Here is an 18111-nt window from a genome sequence, read left to right as displayed (position 1 = left end):
GAATGGACATCGACATGCATCGCGACAGCCAGGCCAGGCCCGTACGCTTCTCAGCGGGCACTGCTGCGCCCCGCACGGCACTCCCGGCGGGCGCTTGCGACTGCCATGTGCACGTCTATGACAGCCGCTTCCCGGCGACCCCGGGGGCCAGGCTGCTGCCGCCCGATGCCTCGGTACAGGACTACCGCGCCTTGCAACAGCGCATTGGCACCACGCGCACCGTGCTGGTCACACCGTCCACCTACGGGACCGACAACCGCTGCATGCTGGAAGCACTGGCTTCTCTGGGGTCCGATGCCCGGGGGGTGGTAGTGATCGACGGCAGCGAGAGTGATGCCGAACTGCAGCGCCTGCACGCCGTCGGTGTGCGCGGTGTGCGGTTGAACCTGTCACTCGGCGTGTCAGGTTCGGTGGACTTGTTGCGGCCGCTGGCGCACCGCATCGCCCCGCTGGGCTGGCACCTGCAGTTGCTGATGGCGCCGGACATGCTGGTCACGCAGGCGAAGGTGTTGCGCCAGCTTCCGGTGCCTGTGGTGTTCGACCACTTCGGGCGCATCGCTCCCAGGCTGGCCGGTCGACACCCCGCCCATGCCCTGCTGCTTGATCTGCTGCAGGGCGGGCAAGCGTGGATCAAGTTGTCCGGCGGCTACATCGTGAGTGAACACCACCTTGTGGATGACCCCGCGCTGGATGCGCTGGCCGCAGGCTACCTGCGCGCCGCACCCCAGCGCGTGCTGTGGGGCAGCGACTGGCCGCATGCCACGGCCTCATCCGGGTTGCAGCCCATGCCGGACGACGCCAGGCAGATCGACCGCTTGAATGACTGGGTCCAACAAAACGGTGGCCCCACCACGCTGCAGTGCGTGCTGGTGGACAACCCGGCGGCACTGTACGGCTTCGCGCCCCTTGCGTCCTCATAACAACCATCCGGAGACAAACATGAACGTATCGACTACCACCTCTTTTTCACCGGGTCGCACACGCCGTATCCTGATCACTGCCGCAGGCGCTGCGCTGTTGGGGCTGCTGTCTGTGCCCCCAGCGCAGGCACAAGGTGACTGGCCCGCCGGCAAAGTCATCACCTGGGTGGTGCCGTATCCGCCGGGCGGCAGCACCGACGTGCTGGGGCGCAACGTGGCGCAACGCGTAGGCATGTCCTTCGGCACGAACGTGATCGTGGACAACAAGGCAGGGGCCACAGGCACCATCGGTGCTGCCTACGTCGCCAAGGCCGCGCCGGACGGCTACACCGTGCTTGGCACCTCCATCGGCCCGCAGGCCATCGCGCCGCATTTGTTGGGCAAGCTGCCTTACGACCCGATCGCCGGTTTTGAGCCAGTGGTGACCATCGGCACCATTCCGCACATTTTGGTGGTAGGGGTGAACCAGCCGTTCCAGACAGTGGCCGAGCTGGTGGCCGCGGCCAAGGCCCAGCCGGGCCAGTTGGCCTATGCCTCGGGCGGCAACGGCACCATCTTGCAGATGCAAGGGGAATTGCTGCAGCAGCAGACGGGCGCACGCTTCATCCACGTGCCCTACAAGGGCGATACGCCTGCCCTGCAGGACACGCTGGCGGGGCAGGTGCAGTTCATGTTCGCGCCCGTGGCCGCCGCGCTGCCCCACGTGCAGGCCGGCAAGCTGCGGGTATTGGCCGTCACCTCGGGCCAGCGGCTCAAGGCGCTGCCCGCTGTGCCCACCATGGGCGAGGTCGGGATGAAGGACTTCGTAGTCGAGCAGTGGCAGGCCGTGTTTGCGCCCGCCAAGACGCCCACCGCAGTGGTGCAGCGCCTGAACCACGAAATCAATAACGCCCTGAAGGACCCGGCCGTCGTGTCCCTGGCCGACAAGCTCGGCGTCACGCTGGTCGGCGGCACACCCAAGCAACTGGGTGACCTGCAGAAGGCCGATTCCGCCAAGTGGGCCAAGGTCATCAAAGACGGAAACATCAAAGCCGAATAAGGAGTTTGGTCCACCCGCCACCGCTGCCGTCGTTGCCAGCAGTGCCAAGTGAACCGCGACTGAACCGTTGCCGCTGTGGCGTCAGCCATGCCACTTTTTCTTTTATTTCACCCAATGAGCATCACCATGAGCCAACTTCCCGAAGTCATCCGTGACATCGAACGCGTCAGCGCCGATGTCGTTGCCAAAGCCAGTACCTTCCAGGCTGCCATCCTGGCCGACGTGGCAGGCCGCCGCGGCACCATGCACGCCCGCGTCGCCCCCGTGCACCAGGACATGAAGGTGGCAGGCCCCGCCTTCACCGTCGAGGTGCGCCCCGGCGACAACCTCATGATCCACGCCGCCATCGCGCTGGCGAAGCCCGGCGACGTGCTGGTGATCGACGGCAAGGGCGACCAGACGGCGGCCCTGATGGGCACGCTGATGCTCAGCGCCTGCAAGAAGATCGGCCTGGCCGGCGTGATCGTCGACGGCGCCATCCGCGACAAGCTGGAAATCCTGGACCTGGACTTCCCCGTGTTCAGCGCCGGCTTCAACCCCTCCGGTCCCACTAAGTACGTGCCCGGTCGCATCAACCACCCCATCTCGGCGGGCGGCACCGTGGTGAACCCCGGTGACCTGGTGGTCGGCGACGCCGACGGCGTGGTCGTGATCGAACGCGCCAAGGCGCCCGCCATGATGGCCTTGGCCGACAAGAAGGTGGCCGACGAGGCCGCGCGCATCGAAGCGATTGCGCGCGGCGACACGGCATCGAAGTGGCTGCCCGCCGCACTGCGCGCCGCCGGCGTGCTGAAGGAAGGAGAATCGCTGTGAGCACCAAACCCGCCCTCATCATCACAGGTGCCGACCTGGCGCAACAGGCGCTGGACCTGCTCACCAGCTACGAGATCGTTTACGCCGGCAAGGCCCCCACCGAAGAGGACATGGTGGCCTTGTGCAAGCAGCACGACCCCGTGGCCATCATCGTGCGCTACGGCAAGGTGGGCGCGGCCGTGATGGACGCGGCCCCGTCGCTCAAGGTCATCTCCAAGCACGGTAGCGGCACCGACACCATCGACAAGGTGGCGGCGAAAGCGCGTGGCATTGAGGTGCTGGCCGCTGTGGGCGCCAACGCCGCCGCCGTGGCCGAACAGGCCTTGGCACTGTTGCTCGCTTGCGCCAAGTCGGTGGTGCAGCTCGATGCCCGCATGCACGCCGGCCACTGGGACAAGGCCACGCACAAGAGCCTGGAGTTGGGTGGCCGCACCGTGGGCCTGGTGGGCCTGGGCGCCATCGGCCTGCGCTTTGCCAAGATGGCCGATGCACTGGGCATGCGCGTGATCGGCTTCGACCCGTTCGCCAAGCACCTGCCGGACTATGTGCAAAGCGTTCCGCTCGAAACCATCTGGCGCGAGGCCGATGCCATCTCGCTGCACTGCCCGCTGACCGACGAGAACCGCGGCATGCTGAATGCCGCCACGCTGGCCCAGTGCAAGCGCGGCGTGATCGTGGTGAACACGGCACGCGGCGGCCTGATCGACGAAGCCGCCCTGCTGGACGCCGTGCGCTCCGGCCAGGTCATGGCCGCCGGCCTGGACAGTTTTGCGGTGGAGCCGATGACGGCCGGCCACCCCTTCCAGGGCGAACCGCGCTTTATCCTCAGCCCCCACATCGGCGGCGTGACCAGCGATGCCTACGTCAACATGGGCGTGGGCGCCGCGCGCAACGCGCTGGCGGTGCTGCACCGAGCTGCCACGGTCTGAGAGGGGGCAATGGATCCGCCATGCGGATTCATTGCCCTTTCTGATGTGCATCCATTTCAATTCCAAAGGAGACCATAGGCCATGAATCGTCGCAATTTCAATGTGTTCGCCGCTGCCCTGGCAGCCTCAGGATTCGGCGCGCTTCCCGCTGCAGCATCGAACTGGCCGAGCAAGCCGATCACGCTGGTGGTGCCCTACGCACCGGGTGGCACTGCCGATGCTCTGGCTCGGGTGCTGGCCCAGCATCTGGGGACCAAGCTGCAAGTGTCTGTCGTTGTCCTGAACAAGGCGGGTGCCAGCGGTGTCATCGGTGCGGCATCGGTCGCGCAGGCTGCGGCGGATGGCTACACGGTGCTGTACGACGCAACACCGTTGTCTATCAACCCCCATCTGCAGAAGCTACCGTTCGATGCCGCGAAGGACCTGCAGCCGGTGGCGTTGGTCGGCGTGACGCCCATGCTGGCCGTGGTGCCCAAGAATTCGCCCTACAACACGCTGCAGGAACTCATCGCCGCAGCAGCCAATGCGCCAGGCAAGCTGACCTTCTGCTCCGGTGGCCAGGGCACGGTGCAGTACATGGGCTCCGAGCTGTTCAGCCAGGGCGTAGGTATCAAGATGCTGCACGTGCCGTACCGCGCTGGCGGATTGGCGTTGCAGGCGATTCTGGCAGGGGAAGTGGACATGGGCTTTTTCAACCTGCCCGCGCTGAGCAGCCACATCAAGGGTGGGGCGCTCAAGCCTCTGGCCATCACCTCGGGCAAGCGCAACCCTTTGTTTCCTACGGTTCCCACGATCAGCGAAACCGGTGTGAAGGGCTACGAGGTCTATGAGTGGAACGGCATGTTCGTGCCCAGCGCCACGCCTGCTGACATCGTGACCCGGCTCAACGCCGCCGTTCGGGAAGTGCTGGCGATGCCCGAGGTCAAGGCGCGCTTCGAAGCGCTGGGCTCTGAGATCGTGGGCTCGCAGCCGGATGAGTTCCGTAAGCGCCTTGCAGCAGAGTCTGCACGGTGGGCCGAGACCATCAAGGCCGCTGGCATCAAGAAAGAGTAGGCCTTCCTCAATCTAATCCTCGCCTGGAGCTTTACGGATAAGCAATAAATGCTATTTAATAAATAGCAAAAAGAGCCTGGTTTGCACAGGCCTAGCCTTTCAAGCCGGTGCAGTGGGTGTTTGGCCTTGCCGCCAGCGGCCCCACCGGCGTGGTGCAGAACAAGCCAGGCGCCAACGCCATCTTGGCGCGCAGCCTGGCATTTCCAATGGAGACAAAGCCCATGAATCGCATGAAATTAACCCTGTGCGCCGTCCTGGCGCTGGCTTGTGCCGCTGCCGGTGCACAGGCGCAAACGGCGTATCCGGAAAAGCCCGTCAAGATCGTCGTGCCGTACCCGCCCGGCGGCGCCGTGGACCAGGTGACACGCCGCATCGCGCAGAAGCTCACCGAGCAGACCGGTCAGAGCTTCTATGTGGAGAACAAGGCCGGCGCCACCGGCACCATCGGCGCGGCGCAGGTGGCGCGTTCGCCCGGCGACGGCTACACGCTGATGGCCAACGACACCACGTACTCGATCCTGCCGCATGTCTTTAAGAAATTACCGTGGGACTATGCGCAGGACCTGGTGCCCGTGGCCGGCTTCAACTTCGCGCCCACGGCGGTGGTGGTGGCCGCCAACTCGCCGTTCAAGACACTGGGCGACATGGTGGCGTACTCGCAGGCCCAACCCGGCAAGCTCAACTACGGCACGGGTGGCGCCGGCACCATGCCGCACTTCGCCACCGTGGCGCTGGAAGGTGCCAGCGGATTGAAGGCCACCCACGTACCGTTCAAGGGCGCGGGCGAGGCCACGATGGCGTTGCTGAGCGGCACCATCGACTTCCAGATCGCCTCCACCCCCGGTGTGATGGGGCAGGTGCGCGGCGGCAAGGTGCGCCTGCTGGCCGTGAGCGGCGACCAGCGGCTGAAGGCAATGCCGGGCGTCCCCACCTTCGCCCAGGCGGGCGCACCCGCCTACAAGGTCGTCAATTTCACGGGCCTGTGGGCTGCCAAGGGCACGCCCGAGCCAGTGCTGGAAAAGCTGCGCAAGGAAATCGCAACCGCGATGGCCAGTGCCGATGTGCAGGCCTTCGCCGACGACCTGGGCGCGGTGCCCGGCGTGGTCAGCGGCCCGGCCTTCGCCGACAAGCTCAAGGCCGATGCGCAACTGTGGGAGGCCGTGGCCGCCAAGGTCGGCCTCGACAAGCAATGACCGCTGCCGTACCGCATTCCGTGGGCCTGAACCGGCCCGCGCGCGCGCTGCCGCCGCTGGCCTGCGACAGCCACATGCACATCTTCGACCCGCGCTTCGCCCCGTCGCCGCACTGGGAGCGCACACCGCCCGATGCGCCCGTGGCCGCCTACCGGCAATTGCAGCAGCGCCTGGGCACATCGCGCACGGTGGTGGTCACGCCTTCGACCTATGGCACCGACAACGCCTGCACCCTGGATGCGCTGGACCAGTTCGGCGACGGTGCGCGTGGCGTGGCCGTGGTGGCACACGATGTGGCCGCGGCCGAGCTGGACCGCCTGCACGCGCGCCGGGTGCGTGGCCTGCGCGTGAATTTTGTCTCGCCGCAGTCCTGGGGCGAGACCACCACTGAAATGCTGACCACCCTGGCGCGCAAGGTGGCGCGCCTGCCGGGCTGGCACCTGCAGGTTTTCATGCACCCGCAGCAGATCGTGGCGTGGGCCCGCGTGCTGGCCGCGCTGCCCGTGCCGCTGGTCATCGACCACCTGGGCCGCATCGACCCGGCCCAAGGGCCGGCCGCCGAGGCCTGTGGCGCGCTGCGCCGGCTGCTGGATGGCGGCAACACCTGGGTCAAGCTCTCGGGGGCCTACATGCGCTCCACGGTGCACGGCCCCAGCTATGCCGACACGCTGCCACTGGGCCGCGCCCTGGTGCAGGCGGCGCCCGAGCGGCTGGTGTGGGGCAGCGACTGGCCGCACACCACCGAGGCCCCTGGCACGGTGAACGATGCCGACCTGGTGGACCTGCTGCAGGCCTGGTGTGGCGCCACGGCGGTCATGGACCGCATCCTGGTGGACAACCCCGCCCAGCTCTATGGCTTCGGCCACTGTTGACAATTTCATCGCCGGTCCCGACCCTGGGCACTGCACGCCCAGCCCGGTCGGGCCCTGATTCCATCCCGAAGAAAGCTGCTTTCATGTTTTTGCTGCACCCTCCCGAAGTTCGTGAACTGGACACGTTCAGCACCATGCCCGATGCCTTCCGCCGTGCCCAGCGCAGCGCCTGGGCCGATGCCAACCGGGGCGGCACCATCACCGACTCCTTCCTCGAAGGCCCTGTGCTGGACGAGGCCGGCCATCTGTACGTGACCGACATCCCCTGGGGCCGCATCTTCCGCATCGATGCGCAGGGCGCCTGGAGCCTGGTGGCCGAGTACGACGGCGAACCGAATGGCATGAAGTTTCTGCGCCCCGGCACCCTGCTCATCACCGACTACAAGAACGGCCTGATGCAGCTGGATGTGGCCAGCGGTACCGTCACCCCCTTCCTGGAGCGGCGCAACAGCGAACGTTTCAAGGGCGTGAACGACCTGGTCTTCGATGCCGAAGGCAACCTGTACTTCACCGACCAGGGCCAGAGCGGCCTGCACGACCCCTGCGGGCGCCTGTACCGCCTGCGCCCGAATGGTCAGCTGGACCTGCTGCTGCACAACGTGCCCAGCCCGAATGGAGTGGCCCTGTCGCCCGATGGCCGTGTGCTGTACCTGGCGGTCACCCGCGGCAATTGCGTGTGGCGCGTGCCCCTGCTGCCCGATGGCAGCGTGGCCAAGGTCAGCCAGTTCTTCACCTCGTACGGGCCCAGTGGCCCGGACGGTCTGGCGGTGGACGCCCAGGGCCATGTCCTGGTGGCCAACCCGGGCCTGGGCTACGTCTGGGTGCTGAACCACCGGGCGGAACCGGTGCAGGTGCTGCGCGGCGTGCCGGGCAGTTCGACCACCAACCTGGCGTTTGGCGGCACCCTGCGCACGCAGCTCTTTGTCACCGACTCCACGCACGGCCGCATTCTGACCACCGTGCTGGACACCCCCGGGCTGCCGATCCACCGCGGTCCCGCGGGCTGAGTCCGTCGAACGATGGGGGGCAGAAGTCCACGGCGGGCAGCGTCTGCACACAGGGTCACCAGCATCGGTGCCAGTGCCAGGCCGCCTTTCCGGGTGCTGCATGCAGCCAAATGTTACATAAAATGCATGGAAAGGCGCTTAGTGCTTGAGCAGCATGCTATGCATTAAAAAGCGTTTCGGGGAGTGATCGGTATAAGTCGTGGGGCCGCATTCGTCCGGCGAAGTCGAAGCCCTGGTTTTCCAGGCCGAGGGGCAGTTGTGCCCGAGCATCGCCTCGGACCACACCGACCGCAAGCTGGAAGCCCACAGCGTGGCCTTGTCCAAGCAGGTCTGCGCCAAGCCCGCGGCCACCGATGCCTGGCTGTACGCCGATGTGGCGGACCACATCGATGCGCTGGTCCCGCGCTCGTGGATCGTGGAAGATGGCGAGCGCAAGCCCTACCAGGATGGCAGCATGGCCACGTTGCGCACCCCCGAAGACCTGATCCAGGGCTATCTGGGGGCGACCGGTGCCACGGCGTTTGCCGAAGGTCATGTCATGACCTGCGGTACCGTACCGGCCATCGGGGGTATCCGCCCCTCTCAGAATTTCGAGATGGAATTGCACGACCCCGTGCTGCAGCGCTCGCTGCGCCACCGTTACGAAGTTCAAGTTTTGCCCGAAGTCGCCTGATAAAACCGCCATGACCACGACCTCCCTCGAACGCACCCGCGCCGCTTTGCAGGCGATTGCCGATGCCGGCGCCGAAGGTGCGCGCATCTTCACCCAGGTGTATGCCGACACGGCCCTGCAGGCCGCCGCGGCAGCCGATGCCCGCGCGGCCGCCGGCATCCGCCTGGGTCCTCTGGATGGGCGCATCGTGTCCGTCAAGGACCTGTTTGATGTGGCGGGAGAGACCACGACGGCGGGCTCCAAGGTGCGGCAGACGGCAGCGCCGGCCGAGCGCGATGCCGTGATCGTGCAGCGCCTGCGTGCCGCGGGCGCGGTCATCATCGGCAAGACCAACATGACCGAGTTCGCGTTCTCGGGCATCGGCATCAATCCGCATTACGGCACGCCGGGCAATGCCCGGGATGCAGCGCGCATTCCGGGGGGCTCTTCGTCCGGGGCTGGCGTGGCCGTGGCACGGGGGATGTGCGAGATCGCCATCGGTTCGGACACCGGCGGCTCCATCCGCATTCCCGCGGCCTTGAACGGGGTGACCGGGTTCAAGCCCACGCAGGCCCGGGTGCCACGCGAGGGAGCGTTCCCGCTGTCGTTCTCCCTGGATACGGTGGGCCCGCTGTCGCGCAGCGTGCTGGACTGTGCCCAGACGGACGCCGTGCTGGCTCAGCAGCCCTGGGCGCCCCTGGTGCCACGCACGGTCGCGGGCCTGCGCGTGGCGGTGCCACGTGGCCTGCTGTTCACTCAGACGGAGGACCAGGTGCTGGCCGCGTTCGAGCAGACCCTGGCCGGGCTGCGCGCCGCCCAGGTGCGCACCACGGATGTGAATCTGGACGCTTGGCTGGGCGCACCGTTCCAGTTGCAGGAGCAGGGCACGTTGATCGCCGCCGAGGCTGCACAGATCCACCGCGAGCTGCTGGCCGCGGGCCAGGCCGACCAGCTGGATGCCCTGGTGCTGTCGCGCATTCGCCGCGGGGAGACCATCACGGCCGCCCATTACGTCGGGGTGCAGCAGGCCCGGACACAGCTGCAAACGCAGCTGGATGCCGCGCTGGCCGACTTCGACCTGCTGGCCCTGCCGACCGTGCCGGTGGTGGCACCGACCATCGAGAGCCTGGACGACGCCGACACCTTCCATCGCACCAACATGCTGGTGCTGCGCAATCCCTCGGTGTTCAACTTCTACGATCTGCCCGCAGTCTCGTTGCCCCTGCCGCGCGCCGCCGGGGAACTGCCCGTCGGCCTGATGCTGGTGGGCAAGCGCCACGGCGACCGGGAGCTGCTGTCCGTGGCGGCCGCGGTGCAAGCCCACCTGGCGCGCTGAGCCAGGGCTCCAACCCCCCAACTGCATCGGCAGGCCTGCCATTGACCACCCTGGGTCGTCTCCACGGGCGGCCTGCAGCGCCTCACGGGCTGAACGGCCGCGTGGACAGGGCCTGCACGATGTGGTCCACAAAGCAGGTGATGCGTGGGGCCAGTGCCGTGTTGCGGTAGTAGACGGCATGGATGGCCTGGCGCACATCCAGCGTCGCGGCCGCTAACAGCGGCACCAGCGCCCCGCTGCGGCGGTCTGTGGCCGTCATGAAGTCCGACAGGCAGACGATCCCCAAGCCCTCCAGCGCCATCTGGCGCAGCGTCTCGCCGCTGGACGAGGCGATGCTGGGCTGGATGTGCAGGCTGGCACCACTGGCATCGCGCAGGGGCCAGTCGTTCAGGGTCTCGGGTTGGGTGAAACCCAGCAGCGCATGCTGGGCGAGCTGGCCGGGGTCCCGGGGCGTGCCGTGGCGCCGCAGGTAGTCGGGGCTGGCCAGCACCCGCACACGGCTGCTGCCCACGGGGCGGGCGTGCAGCGTGGAATCTTTCAGCGCACCGATGCGGAAGGCCACATCGGTGCGTTTTTCCAGCAGGTCGATGAAGCCCTCGTTCGAGGTCAGCTCCAGCTCCACCTCCGGGTAGCGCTCGCGAAAGCCCGCGATCAGCGGCACCAGCACATGCAGCATGAACGGGGTGGCGGCATCGACCCGCAGCCGGCCGGCCGGGCGCGTGCGGCGGGCCGCCATCAGCTCTTCGGCCTCGTCCACGGACGCCAGGATGGCGCGGGCACGCAGCAGGAAGGCGGCACCTTCCTCGGTCAATTCCAGGCGCCGCGTGGTGCGGCGCAGCAGCGTGGTCTGCAGCTTGTCTTCCAGCCGGGCCAGGGACCGGCTGGTGGCCGACACCGTCAGCCCCAACAGCTCTGCCGCTGCCGTGATGGAGCCCGCATCGACCACGGCCACCAAGACCTGCAGCTCATCGAGGGTGGTTTTCATTGTTGAATTGAATTCAAAAGAATTTGGCTGATAAGGGGCTTAATCTGCAAATATTAAGCGGGCACACTGCCGGCCATGAAATCTTCTCTTGCTTTGTTTGCGCTGGCCGTGGGGGCATTTGCCATCGGCACGACCGAGTTCAGTCCCATGGGCCTGCTGCCGGTGATTGCCGAGGGCGTGCAGGTCAGCATTCCCACGGCCGGCATGCTGGTGTCGGCCTATGCCATCGGCGTGATGCTGGGCGCGCCGGTGATGACCCTGCTGTTCAGCCGCTGGGGCCGCCGCAAGGCGCTGGTGGCGCTGATGCTGATCTTCACGGTCGGCAACCTGCTGTCCGCCCTGGCGCCGGGCTACACCAGCCTGCTGCTGTCGCGGCTGATCACCAGCCTCAACCACGGGGCGTTCTTCGGCATCGGGGCCGTGGTGGCCGCCAGCGTCGTGCCCAAGGACAAGCAGGCCAGCGCGATCGCGGCCATGTTCATGGGCCTGACCTTGGCCAACATCGGTGGCGTGCCGGTGGCGACCTGGGTCGGGCAGCAACTGGGCTGGCGCCTGGCGTTCGGCGGCACGGCCGTGCTGGGCCTGATCACGATGGCCGCCCTCTGGCTGGCGCTGCCCCCCGGCGAGGCCGGCCCGCGACCCAACGTGCGCCGTGAGCTGGCGGTGCTGGTGCAGCCGTCCGTGCTGCTGGCCATGGGGACCACGGTCCTCGGGTCGGGGGCGATGTTCGCGCTCTACACCTATGTGGCACCGGTGCTGACCGAGCTGACACAGGCCAGCCCCGGCTTTGTGGCCCTGGCACTGGTGCTGATCGGGGTCGGCTTCACCCTGGGCAACAGCCTGGGGGGACGGCTGGCCGACTGGTCGCTCGACGGCGCCACCCTGCTCATCCTGGCGACGCTGGCCCTGACCATGGCCGTGCTGCCGCTGCTGCTGACGACCCAGCTGGGGGCCGCCATCGGTCTGGTGGTGTGGGGGGCGGCGGCCTTCGGCATCGTGCCGCCGGTGCAGATGCGGGTGATGCAGGCGGCGGCCCAAGCGCCCAGCCTGGCCTCGTCCGTGAATGTGGGCGCCTTCAACCTGGGCAACGCCCTGGGGGCGGCGCTGGGCGGGCTGGTGATCAGCCTGGGCTGGGGCTATGCCGCCGTGCCCTGGGTGGGCGCAGCCCTGGCCGCCAGCGGCCTGGGGCTGGCCTGGCTGGGCCGGCGTGACCGCAGGCCGGCGGCAGTCTGCACTTCTTCCTTGTGATTTTTCTGGAGTCTTGATATGACCAACATCCCTTGCTTTGGCGTCGGCACCTTTCGCCTGAACGGCCAGACCGTGATCGATTCGGTGCGCAATGCGCTGGACGTGGGCTACCGCGCCATCGATACCGCGCAGATCTATGGCAATGAGGCCGAAGTCGGCCAGGCGATTGCCGAGAGCGGCGTTCCGCGTTCCCAGCTGTTCGTGACCACCAAGATCTGGACCGAGCACTACAGCCGCGCCCGCCTGGTGCCCAGCCTGCGCGAGAGCCTGGCGAAGCTGCGCACCGACCAGGTGGACCTGACGCTGATCCACTGGCCTGCGCCCGGCAACGGCGTGGCGCTGGCCGAAACCATGGCGGCCCTGGCCGAGGCCAAGGCCCTGGGCCTGACCCGCCAGATCGGCATCTCCAACTTCAACATCGCGCTCACGCAGCAAGCCATCGACATCGTGGGCCCCGGCGAGATCGCCACCAACCAGATCGAGCTGAGCCCCTACCTGCAAAACCACCGGCTGACGGCCTTCCTGCAGGCGCAGGGGATTGCCGTGACCTCGTACATGACCCTGGCCTACGGCAAGGTGCTGCAAGACCCGGTGCTGGCCCGGATCGCGGCCAAGCACCAGGCCACCGTGGCCCAGGTGGCCCTGGCCTGGGCGCTGCAGCTGGGCTATGCGGTGATTCCCTCGTCGACCCGGCGCGAGCACCTGGCCAGCAATCTGCGCGCGCAGGACCTGGCCCTGGATGCCGAGGACATGGCCGCGATCGCCATGCTGGAGCGCAATGGCCGCGAGGTCAACCCCGAAGGGCTGGCGCCCGCCTGGGACTGAGGCGCGGGGCGTTCCCCGCCACCGTGCCGCGTCAGTCGCGGGCCTGGGCCACGGCGTGGGCCAGGCGCTGCACGGCCTGCTCGATCTGCGGCACATCCGGCGCGGCGAACGACAGGCGCATGGTGTGGCGGTCCGGGGTGTGCGGGAAGAACGCCTGCCCCGGCACGTACAGCACCTGGGCGGCCACGGCCGCGTCAAACAGGCGCTGCGGGTCGATGCCGTGGTCGATCTGGGCCCAGACAAACATCCCGCCCGCCGGTGGGCTGCAGCGGATGTGGCCGGGCAGGTGCTGCTGCAGGCCTTGCACCAGGGCCTGCATGCGCTGCTGGTAGGTGTGGCGTGCGCGCTCCACCGTGGCCGGGTAGCGGCCGCTGTGCAGGTAGCAGGCGGCCATGGCCTGGGTCAGCGGCGCGGTACACAGGTCCACGGTCTGCTTGGCGATGGTGCAGCGGCGCAGCACGGCGGCATCGCCCAGCATCCAGCCCACGCGCAGCGCCGGCGCCACGGTCTTGGACAGGCTGGACAGGTAGAGCACCGGGTTGCGCGCGGCACCCCCTGCCTGCTGGGCGGTGGCGTAGACGGTGGCGGGCGGAGGCGCTGCGTCCCCGCCGGCGGCATCGAAGCGCAGTTCGCCGTACGGATCGTCTTCAACCACCCAAAAACCATAGCGCTGTGCCAGCTCCACCAGGGCGTTGCGGCGCGCTGCGCTCAGCAAGGTGCCGCGGGGGTTGGAGAAATTGGGCACCGTGTACAGCAGCTTGGGCCGCTGTGCGGCGGGCAGTTCGGCCAGCAACTGCGCCAGGGCCTCGGTCTGCAGCCCCTCGGCGTCCATGGGCACCGGCACGATGTGCGCCTGCGCCAGGCGCAGGGCCTGCAGGGTGGCGGGGTAGGCGGGCACTTCCACCAGCACGGTGTCGCCGGGGGCCACCAGCACGCGCACCAGCAGGTCGAACGCCTGCTGCGAGCCGGTGGTCACCAGGATGTCGCTGGCGGCGGCCGCCATGCCGCGCGCCTGGCATTGGCCGGCCAGGGCTTCGCGCAGCGCGGGCAGGCCTTCGGTGGCGCCGTATTGCAGCAGTGCCGGGCCCTGACCCAGGGCCTGGGTGGCCGCGGCCGCCAGTCCCTCGGCATCGAACAGGCTGGGCGAGGGATAGCCCCCCGCCAGGGAAATCATGCCGGGGCGGCTGAGGTAGGGGAACAGCTCCCGGATGGGCGAGCCCGCGGGCTCGGCAAACAGCGGGGCGAAGGCGGCCATGCCGTCCGCCGTGGAAGGGGTGTGCATACAGGGCAATCCAGTCAGGTGGCGGCCGGATCGCTCCGGCCGCCGGGGCCAGGCGGGGCGTTCAGGCGGTCACGGCGCCCAGGGCGGCGCGCACGGCGTCGATGGAGCGCTGCTGCGCCTGCGCGTACAGCGCGATCTCGTCGAGCACCGGGGCACCGAGGTCGGCCTCGAAAGCCTGTTGCGCGGCGTGGGCCTGGTAGTGCTTTTGCTCATCCCCGCCCAGGTTGGACTGGAAGATGCCGGCCGCGCTCACGGGCAGGAAGTCTTCGTAGGTGATGGGGTCGGCCTGCACCAGGCCTTGGGCCAGCAGTTGCTCCAGGTCGGCGTCGGCCGCCAGATCGCCCACCTGCGCCTGGCCCTGGGCCGTCAGGCTGTAGCGGTAGAAGGCCAGGCCCTGGCGGCGCAGCTCGGCGTGGCTGTCGGGGAACTGGGCGAAGGCCTGCGCCAGGCGCGTGGGGTAGTCGGCCGCGGCGCTGCCGGCATTGCCCATGCTGCGCACCTCACCCAGCAGGCGGTCGTACAGGGCGCGGCCCTGGTGGGTCAGGGCGACGCCGCGCTGCTCGATCTCGCCGAAGCGCGCGGTGTGCGCGCCGGCACGGTCCGCACCGGCATCGGTGAAGCGCACGGCCTCCTTGAGGGCCTTGAAGCTGGTCTGGCGCAGCAGGATGGGGCAGGCGCGGCGCGGCGGGCCTTCGACCACGTCCTTGGCATCCATGCCGCGCGCGGGCATCGCGGCCTGGGCCGCGTCGATGTCCAGGGTGCGCGGCGTCAGGTGGTTGATGTGCGGGCCCTTGAAGCACACCACATCGGCCACCAGGCGGTGGGACTTTTGCAGCGCGTCGTAGGTGGCGGCATCCACGGTGGCCTCGCTGTGCCAGCGGAAGGTTTCCAGCGCTTCCTGCACGAAGCGGTCGGCGTCGGCACTGTCCAGGCCGCCGGCGGCTTCGGCCTGGGCGATCAGGCCCAGCACGCCGGGGGTGAAGATGTTGCGCTGCGCCAGGATGGTGGCCGCCTGCGCGCGCAGGGCCGGGTCGGCGATCAGCTCCAGGCGCAGCAGCGAGGTGAAGACGCGGAACGGGTTGGCCAGCAGGGCCGCATCCGTGACCGGGCGGAAGGCGGTGGAGTGCACGGGCACGCCGGCCACCGACAAGTCGTAATAGCCCACGGGCTGCATGCCCATGACGGCAAACAGGCGGCGCAGCGTGGCCAGCTCCTGGGCCGTGCCCACGCGGATGGCGCCGTGGCGCTCCACGTCCAGGCGCGGCAGCTCGCCGCTGTGCGCCATCTGCGCCTGCAGGGCCGGGTCGGCCTGCAGCACCTGGGTGTTGATGTCGGCCACCAGTTCCACCAGCGTGCCGTACTGGGGCACCTCGGTGCGGTACATCTCGGACATGGCGCGCGAGAAGCGGGTGCGGATCTCGTCGCTGGAGACCAGGTGGGCAGGGGTGTGGTGCGTGGTGCTCATGAGGGGTGGGGCAGTCGGGTTCCGGGGGAAAGGGGCGGGGCGGCCATGTGGCGGCACTGGCAGCGCCCCTGCGTATGGGGGAATGTAGGGGGGCGGATTGACCTGGGTCAAACGATAATCTGGCCCCCAGGTCATACCCATACAGAATGACCTGCGGCGCGCGGCCCGCTGGCGGGCGCGTGCCGCCCTTGTCCCCCCGGAGTGTTCTTCCATGCAGTTGTCCCGCCGTTTCCTGCCCCCTATGTCCCTGCTGTGCGCCTTCGAGGCGGCGGCGCGGCACCAGAGTTTCACGGCAGCGGCGGCCGAGCTGCACCTGACGCAAAGCGCCGTCAGCCGGCAAATCCGCGCGCTGGAAGAGCGCCTGCAGGCCGAGCTGTTCGTGCGCGAGCGCCAGACCGTGCGCCTGAGCCCCGCCGGCCATGCCTATGCGCAGGAGATCCGCGGCGCGCTGGCGCGCATCGCCAGTGCCACGCTGGGCTTCAAGGCCAACCCCCAGGGCGGCAGCCTGAACCTGGCCATCCTGCCCACCTTCGGCACGCGCTGGCTGGCGCCGCGGCTGCCGCAGTTCCTCAGCGCGCACCCCGGCATCACCATCAACCTGACCACGCGGCTGTCGCAGTTCGACTTCCAGCTCGAGGCCGTGGACGCGGCCATCCATTTCGGCCTGCCGCACTGGCCGGGGGCCGAGATGGCGCTGCTGATGACCGAGACCGTGGTGCCGGCCTGCAGCCCGCAGGTGCAGGCGCAGTACGGCTTCAGCCAGCCGCAGGATCTGCTGCAGGCGCCGCTGCTGCACCTGGCTTCGCGCCCGGATGCGTGGCGGCGCTGGCTGCACGGCCATGCCGTGACCAGTGGCGATCCGCAGGGCATGCTGTTCGACCAGTTCGCCACCGCCGCGCAGGCGGCGATTGCCGGCGTCGGCGTGGCGCTGCTGCCGCGCTTTCTGATCGAGCGCGAGCTGGCCCAGGGCGATCTGGTGCGCGCCCTGCCGCAGCTGCCGGAGATGGAAAGCGCCGAGCGCTACTACCTGGTCTGGCCCACCAGCCGCGGCGACTACCCGCCGCTGCAGGCGCTGCGCACCTGGCTGCAGGCGGCGGCGGGCGATTTCATGCTGGCCTCGGCCGAGGGCTGGTCGGCACCGGCGAAGCTATAAAAAAAGGAGCTGCTGGCGCAGCTCCTGATTCGGTTTCAAGTCGCAATGGGTGTGAAACCCATGTTTGGCGTGCGCCAGTCGCTCCGGTTGGCATAGCTACCGGGCGGCCGGGTGCGCGGCCCGCTCAGCTGGCGTAGGCTTCCAGCGGCTTGTCGTTGGGCTCCTGCATCAGGCGCTTGAGCGTGTCGCCCATGGGCAGGTTCAGCGGCGCGCCCTTGGGGGGGATGGGCTGCATGAACCACTTGTCGTAGATCTTGGCCACTTCGCCGGACTGCATCATCTGGCGCAGCGCCCCGTCCACGGCCTGCTTGAAGCTGGGGTCGTCCTTGCGGAACAGCAGGGCGATGGGTTCCGAGCCCAGCACCTCGCCGACGATCTTGTAGCCCTGGGGCGCCTTGGAGTTGGCGATCACGCCGGCCAGCAGGTTGTCGTCCAGCACAAAGGCTTCGGCGCGGCCCGACTCCAGCATCAGAAAGCTTTCAAAGTGGTCCTTGCCCAGCACGGTGGGCAGTTCCACGTTGTGCTCGCGGCCGTACTTGCGCAGCAGCTGCACGGCGGTGGTGCCGGCCGAGGCGGCCACGGTCTTGCCGTTGAGCTGCTTGAACGAGGTCACGGGCGAATCCGCACGCACGGCCATGCGCACCTCGCTGACGTAGGTGGTCAGGGCGAAGGCCACCTGCTTCTGGCGGCCCAGGTTGTTGGTGGTCGGGCCGCAGCCCAGGTCCACCGTGCCGTTCTGCACCAGGGGCAGGGTGTTCTGCGCCGTCATCGACAGGTATTCGATGGTGGCCTTGGGGGCGATCTGCGCCAGCACCTTCTCGCACAGTTCCACGTGGTAGCCCACGAACTTGCTGTTGGAGCCCAGGGCATAGGCCATCGGGGCCGAGCTTTCGCGCACCCCGATCACGACCTTGCCGGCCTTCTCGATCTTGGACAGCGTGCTGCCCTCCACGGATTGGGCATGGGCGCCCAGGGCGGCGGTCAACAGCGAACAGGCCAGGGTGAGGCGACGTACCAGAAAGCGCATTCTTCTTTTCCTTCCAAAACAGCAGGCGGGGCAAGGGTCGTGTTGATCGCGGCAGATCGTGGTGGCTGCGCGGCGTCAAGCACTTGCATCAACTATCCCGTAAATGTTGGCCCCGTCATAACGATGAAACGGAAGGAGGTCATGTGGGCCCTGCATGACCCTGCCCTGCCATGGTGCGCTGGCGGCCAGCGCCGTGCCCGGCCTGGACTTGCACCCCTGGGCTGCCAGGGGTGTGGCCTGCCCCCCGCTGCACGCAGCAGCCCGGTGGCCGGGGGCGATGGTGGGGCGTGGGGCCTGCAGGCGCTGCCGCCA

Annotated in this window: 16 protein-coding genes and 1 pseudogene; 13 read left to right on the top strand and 4 right to left on the bottom strand. The window is 68.3% G+C overall.

All coding sequences use genetic code 11. From position 1 onward, the window contains the following. The first annotated feature begins 14 nt into the window (after positions 1–14). The 10 genes and pseudogenes from KAQ61_RS14475 (at position 15) to KAQ61_RS14430 (ending at position 9814) form a co-directional block, all read left to right on the top strand. Positions 15–920: an amidohydrolase family protein gene (locus tag KAQ61_RS14475; protein ID WP_210929635.1), complete on the top strand. Its 906-nt coding sequence runs from the start codon at positions 15–17 to the stop codon at positions 918–920. A 19-nt stretch (positions 921–939) separates the two neighbouring features. Continuing rightward, positions 940–1959: a Bug family tripartite tricarboxylate transporter substrate binding protein gene (locus KAQ61_RS14470; RefSeq protein ID WP_210929634.1), complete on the top strand. Its 1020-nt coding sequence runs from the start codon at positions 940–942 to the stop codon at positions 1957–1959. A 126-nt stretch (positions 1960–2085) separates the two neighbouring features. Further along, positions 2086–2772 carry an RraA family protein gene (locus tag KAQ61_RS14465; RefSeq protein WP_210929633.1) on the top strand — a complete coding sequence of 229 codons (687 nt, stop codon included), beginning with the start codon at positions 2086–2088 and terminating at the stop codon, positions 2770–2772. Beyond that, positions 2769–3701, top strand: a complete 933-nt coding sequence (locus KAQ61_RS14460) for an NAD(P)-dependent oxidoreductase (protein WP_210929632.1) — start codon at positions 2769–2771, stop codon at positions 3699–3701. The genes KAQ61_RS14465 and KAQ61_RS14460 overlap by 4 nt, the downstream gene beginning before the upstream one ends. A gap of 81 nt (positions 3702–3782) precedes the next feature. Beyond that, positions 3783–4754, top strand: a complete 972-nt coding sequence (locus KAQ61_RS14455) for a Bug family tripartite tricarboxylate transporter substrate binding protein (RefSeq protein WP_210929631.1) — start codon at positions 3783–3785, stop codon at positions 4752–4754. Between the two features lie 221 nt (positions 4755–4975). Next, positions 4976–5947 (top strand): Bug family tripartite tricarboxylate transporter substrate binding protein, encoded by a 972-nt coding sequence (locus KAQ61_RS14450; RefSeq protein ID WP_210929630.1) that lies wholly within the window; start codon positions 4976–4978, stop codon positions 5945–5947. Beyond that, a complete protein-coding gene (locus KAQ61_RS14445) occupies positions 5944–6819 on the top strand; it encodes an amidohydrolase family protein (RefSeq protein WP_210929629.1) in 876 nt (291 codons plus the stop codon). Before KAQ61_RS14450 ends, KAQ61_RS14445 begins: the two co-directional genes overlap by 4 nt. A gap of 83 nt (positions 6820–6902) precedes the next feature. Next, entirely contained in the window at positions 6903–7826 is a 924-nt protein-coding gene (locus KAQ61_RS14440; RefSeq protein ID WP_210929628.1) for an SMP-30/gluconolactonase/LRE family protein, read from the top strand. 199 nt (positions 7827–8025) lie between these two features. Continuing rightward, positions 8026–8499 (top strand): annotated as a pseudogene (locus KAQ61_RS14435) (DUF2848 family protein); the annotation flags it as partial. A 10-nt stretch (positions 8500–8509) separates the two neighbouring features. Further along, complete coding sequence (locus KAQ61_RS14430; RefSeq protein WP_210929626.1) at positions 8510–9814, top strand: amidase; 1305 nt, start codon at positions 8510–8512, stop codon at positions 9812–9814. 82 nt (positions 9815–9896) lie between these two features. Here the strand turns inward: KAQ61_RS14430 and KAQ61_RS14425 are convergent, their stop codons facing one another. Beyond that, positions 9897–10799: a LysR family transcriptional regulator gene (locus KAQ61_RS14425; protein WP_210929625.1), complete on the bottom strand. Its 903-nt coding sequence runs from the start codon at positions 10797–10799 to the stop codon at positions 9897–9899. 75 nt (positions 10800–10874) lie between these two features. On the opposite strand from KAQ61_RS14425, the gene KAQ61_RS14420 reads away from it, so the two are divergent. Both KAQ61_RS14420 and dkgB read left to right on the top strand, forming a co-directional pair. Further along, positions 10875–12047: an MFS transporter gene (locus tag KAQ61_RS14420; RefSeq protein ID WP_210929624.1), complete on the top strand. Its 1173-nt coding sequence runs from the start codon at positions 10875–10877 to the stop codon at positions 12045–12047. Positions 12048–12065: 18 nt separating this feature from the next. Beyond that, positions 12066–12872 carry a 2,5-didehydrogluconate reductase DkgB gene (dkgB, locus tag KAQ61_RS14415; protein WP_210929623.1) on the top strand — a complete coding sequence of 269 codons (807 nt, stop codon included), beginning with the start codon at positions 12066–12068 and terminating at the stop codon, positions 12870–12872. 31 nt (positions 12873–12903) lie between these two features. Here dkgB and KAQ61_RS14410 read toward each other — a convergent pair whose 3' ends face one another. Further along, positions 12904–14154, bottom strand: coding sequence for an aminotransferase-like domain-containing protein (locus tag KAQ61_RS14410; RefSeq protein ID WP_244982906.1), 1251 nt, complete (start codon positions 14152–14154; stop codon positions 12904–12906). A gap of 61 nt (positions 14155–14215) precedes the next feature. After that, complete coding sequence (gene hglS / locus KAQ61_RS14405; protein ID WP_210929622.1) at positions 14216–15619, bottom strand: 2-oxoadipate dioxygenase/decarboxylase HglS; 1404 nt, start codon at positions 15617–15619, stop codon at positions 14216–14218. A 211-nt stretch (positions 15620–15830) separates the two neighbouring features. Between hglS and KAQ61_RS14400 the strand changes: the two genes are divergently transcribed. Beyond that, positions 15831–16772, top strand: a complete 942-nt coding sequence (locus tag KAQ61_RS14400) for a LysR family transcriptional regulator (RefSeq protein ID WP_210929621.1) — start codon at positions 15831–15833, stop codon at positions 16770–16772. A 124-nt stretch (positions 16773–16896) separates the two neighbouring features. On the opposite strand, the gene KAQ61_RS14395 is transcribed toward KAQ61_RS14400, so the two are convergent. After that, positions 16897–17799 (bottom strand): transporter substrate-binding domain-containing protein, encoded by a 903-nt coding sequence (locus KAQ61_RS14395; protein ID WP_042414850.1) that lies wholly within the window; start codon positions 17797–17799, stop codon positions 16897–16899. Between the last annotated feature and the right edge of the window lie 312 nt (positions 17800–18111).

Origin of the sequence: Comamonas aquatica (assembly GCF_018064205.1) — a bacterium.
In the GTDB taxonomy this organism is placed as follows: Bacteria; Pseudomonadota; Gammaproteobacteria; order Burkholderiales; family Burkholderiaceae_C; genus Comamonas; species Comamonas aquatica.
Note: the sequence above shows the minus strand (reverse complement) of the source record. Positions and strands in the feature narration are given on the sequence as shown.

Coding starts and splice junctions, on each gene's coding strand:
- KAQ61_RS14475 (WP_210929635.1), top strand. CDS start 15: ATGCATCGCGACAGCCAGGCCAGGCCCGTACGCTTCTCAGCGGGCACT.
- KAQ61_RS14470 (WP_210929634.1), top strand. CDS start 940: ATGAACGTATCGACTACCACCTCTTTTTCACCGGGTCGCACACGCCGT.
- KAQ61_RS14465 (WP_210929633.1), top strand. CDS start 2,086: ATGAGCCAACTTCCCGAAGTCATCCGTGACATCGAACGCGTCAGCGCC.
- KAQ61_RS14455 (WP_210929631.1), top strand. CDS start 3,783: ATGAATCGTCGCAATTTCAATGTGTTCGCCGCTGCCCTGGCAGCCTCA.
- KAQ61_RS14450 (WP_210929630.1), top strand. CDS start 4,976: ATGAATCGCATGAAATTAACCCTGTGCGCCGTCCTGGCGCTGGCTTGT.
- KAQ61_RS14445 (WP_210929629.1), top strand. CDS start 5,944: ATGACCGCTGCCGTACCGCATTCCGTGGGCCTGAACCGGCCCGCGCGC.
- KAQ61_RS14440 (WP_210929628.1), top strand. CDS start 6,903: ATGTTTTTGCTGCACCCTCCCGAAGTTCGTGAACTGGACACGTTCAGC.
- KAQ61_RS14430 (WP_210929626.1), top strand. CDS start 8,510: ATGACCACGACCTCCCTCGAACGCACCCGCGCCGCTTTGCAGGCGATT.
- KAQ61_RS14425 (WP_210929625.1), bottom strand. CDS start 10,799: ATGAAAACCACCCTCGATGAGCTGCAGGTCTTGGTGGCCGTGGTCGAT.
- KAQ61_RS14420 (WP_210929624.1), top strand. CDS start 10,875: ATGAAATCTTCTCTTGCTTTGTTTGCGCTGGCCGTGGGGGCATTTGCC.
- dkgB (WP_210929623.1), top strand. CDS start 12,066: ATGACCAACATCCCTTGCTTTGGCGTCGGCACCTTTCGCCTGAACGGC.
- KAQ61_RS14410 (WP_244982906.1), bottom strand. CDS start 14,154: ATGCACACCCCTTCCACGGCGGACGGCATGGCCGCCTTCGCCCCGCTG.
- hglS (WP_210929622.1), bottom strand. CDS start 15,619: ATGAGCACCACGCACCACACCCCTGCCCACCTGGTCTCCAGCGACGAG.
- KAQ61_RS14400 (WP_210929621.1), top strand. CDS start 15,831: ATGCAGTTGTCCCGCCGTTTCCTGCCCCCTATGTCCCTGCTGTGCGCC.
- KAQ61_RS14395 (WP_042414850.1), bottom strand. CDS start 17,799: ATGCGCTTTCTGGTACGTCGCCTCACCCTGGCCTGTTCGCTGTTGACC.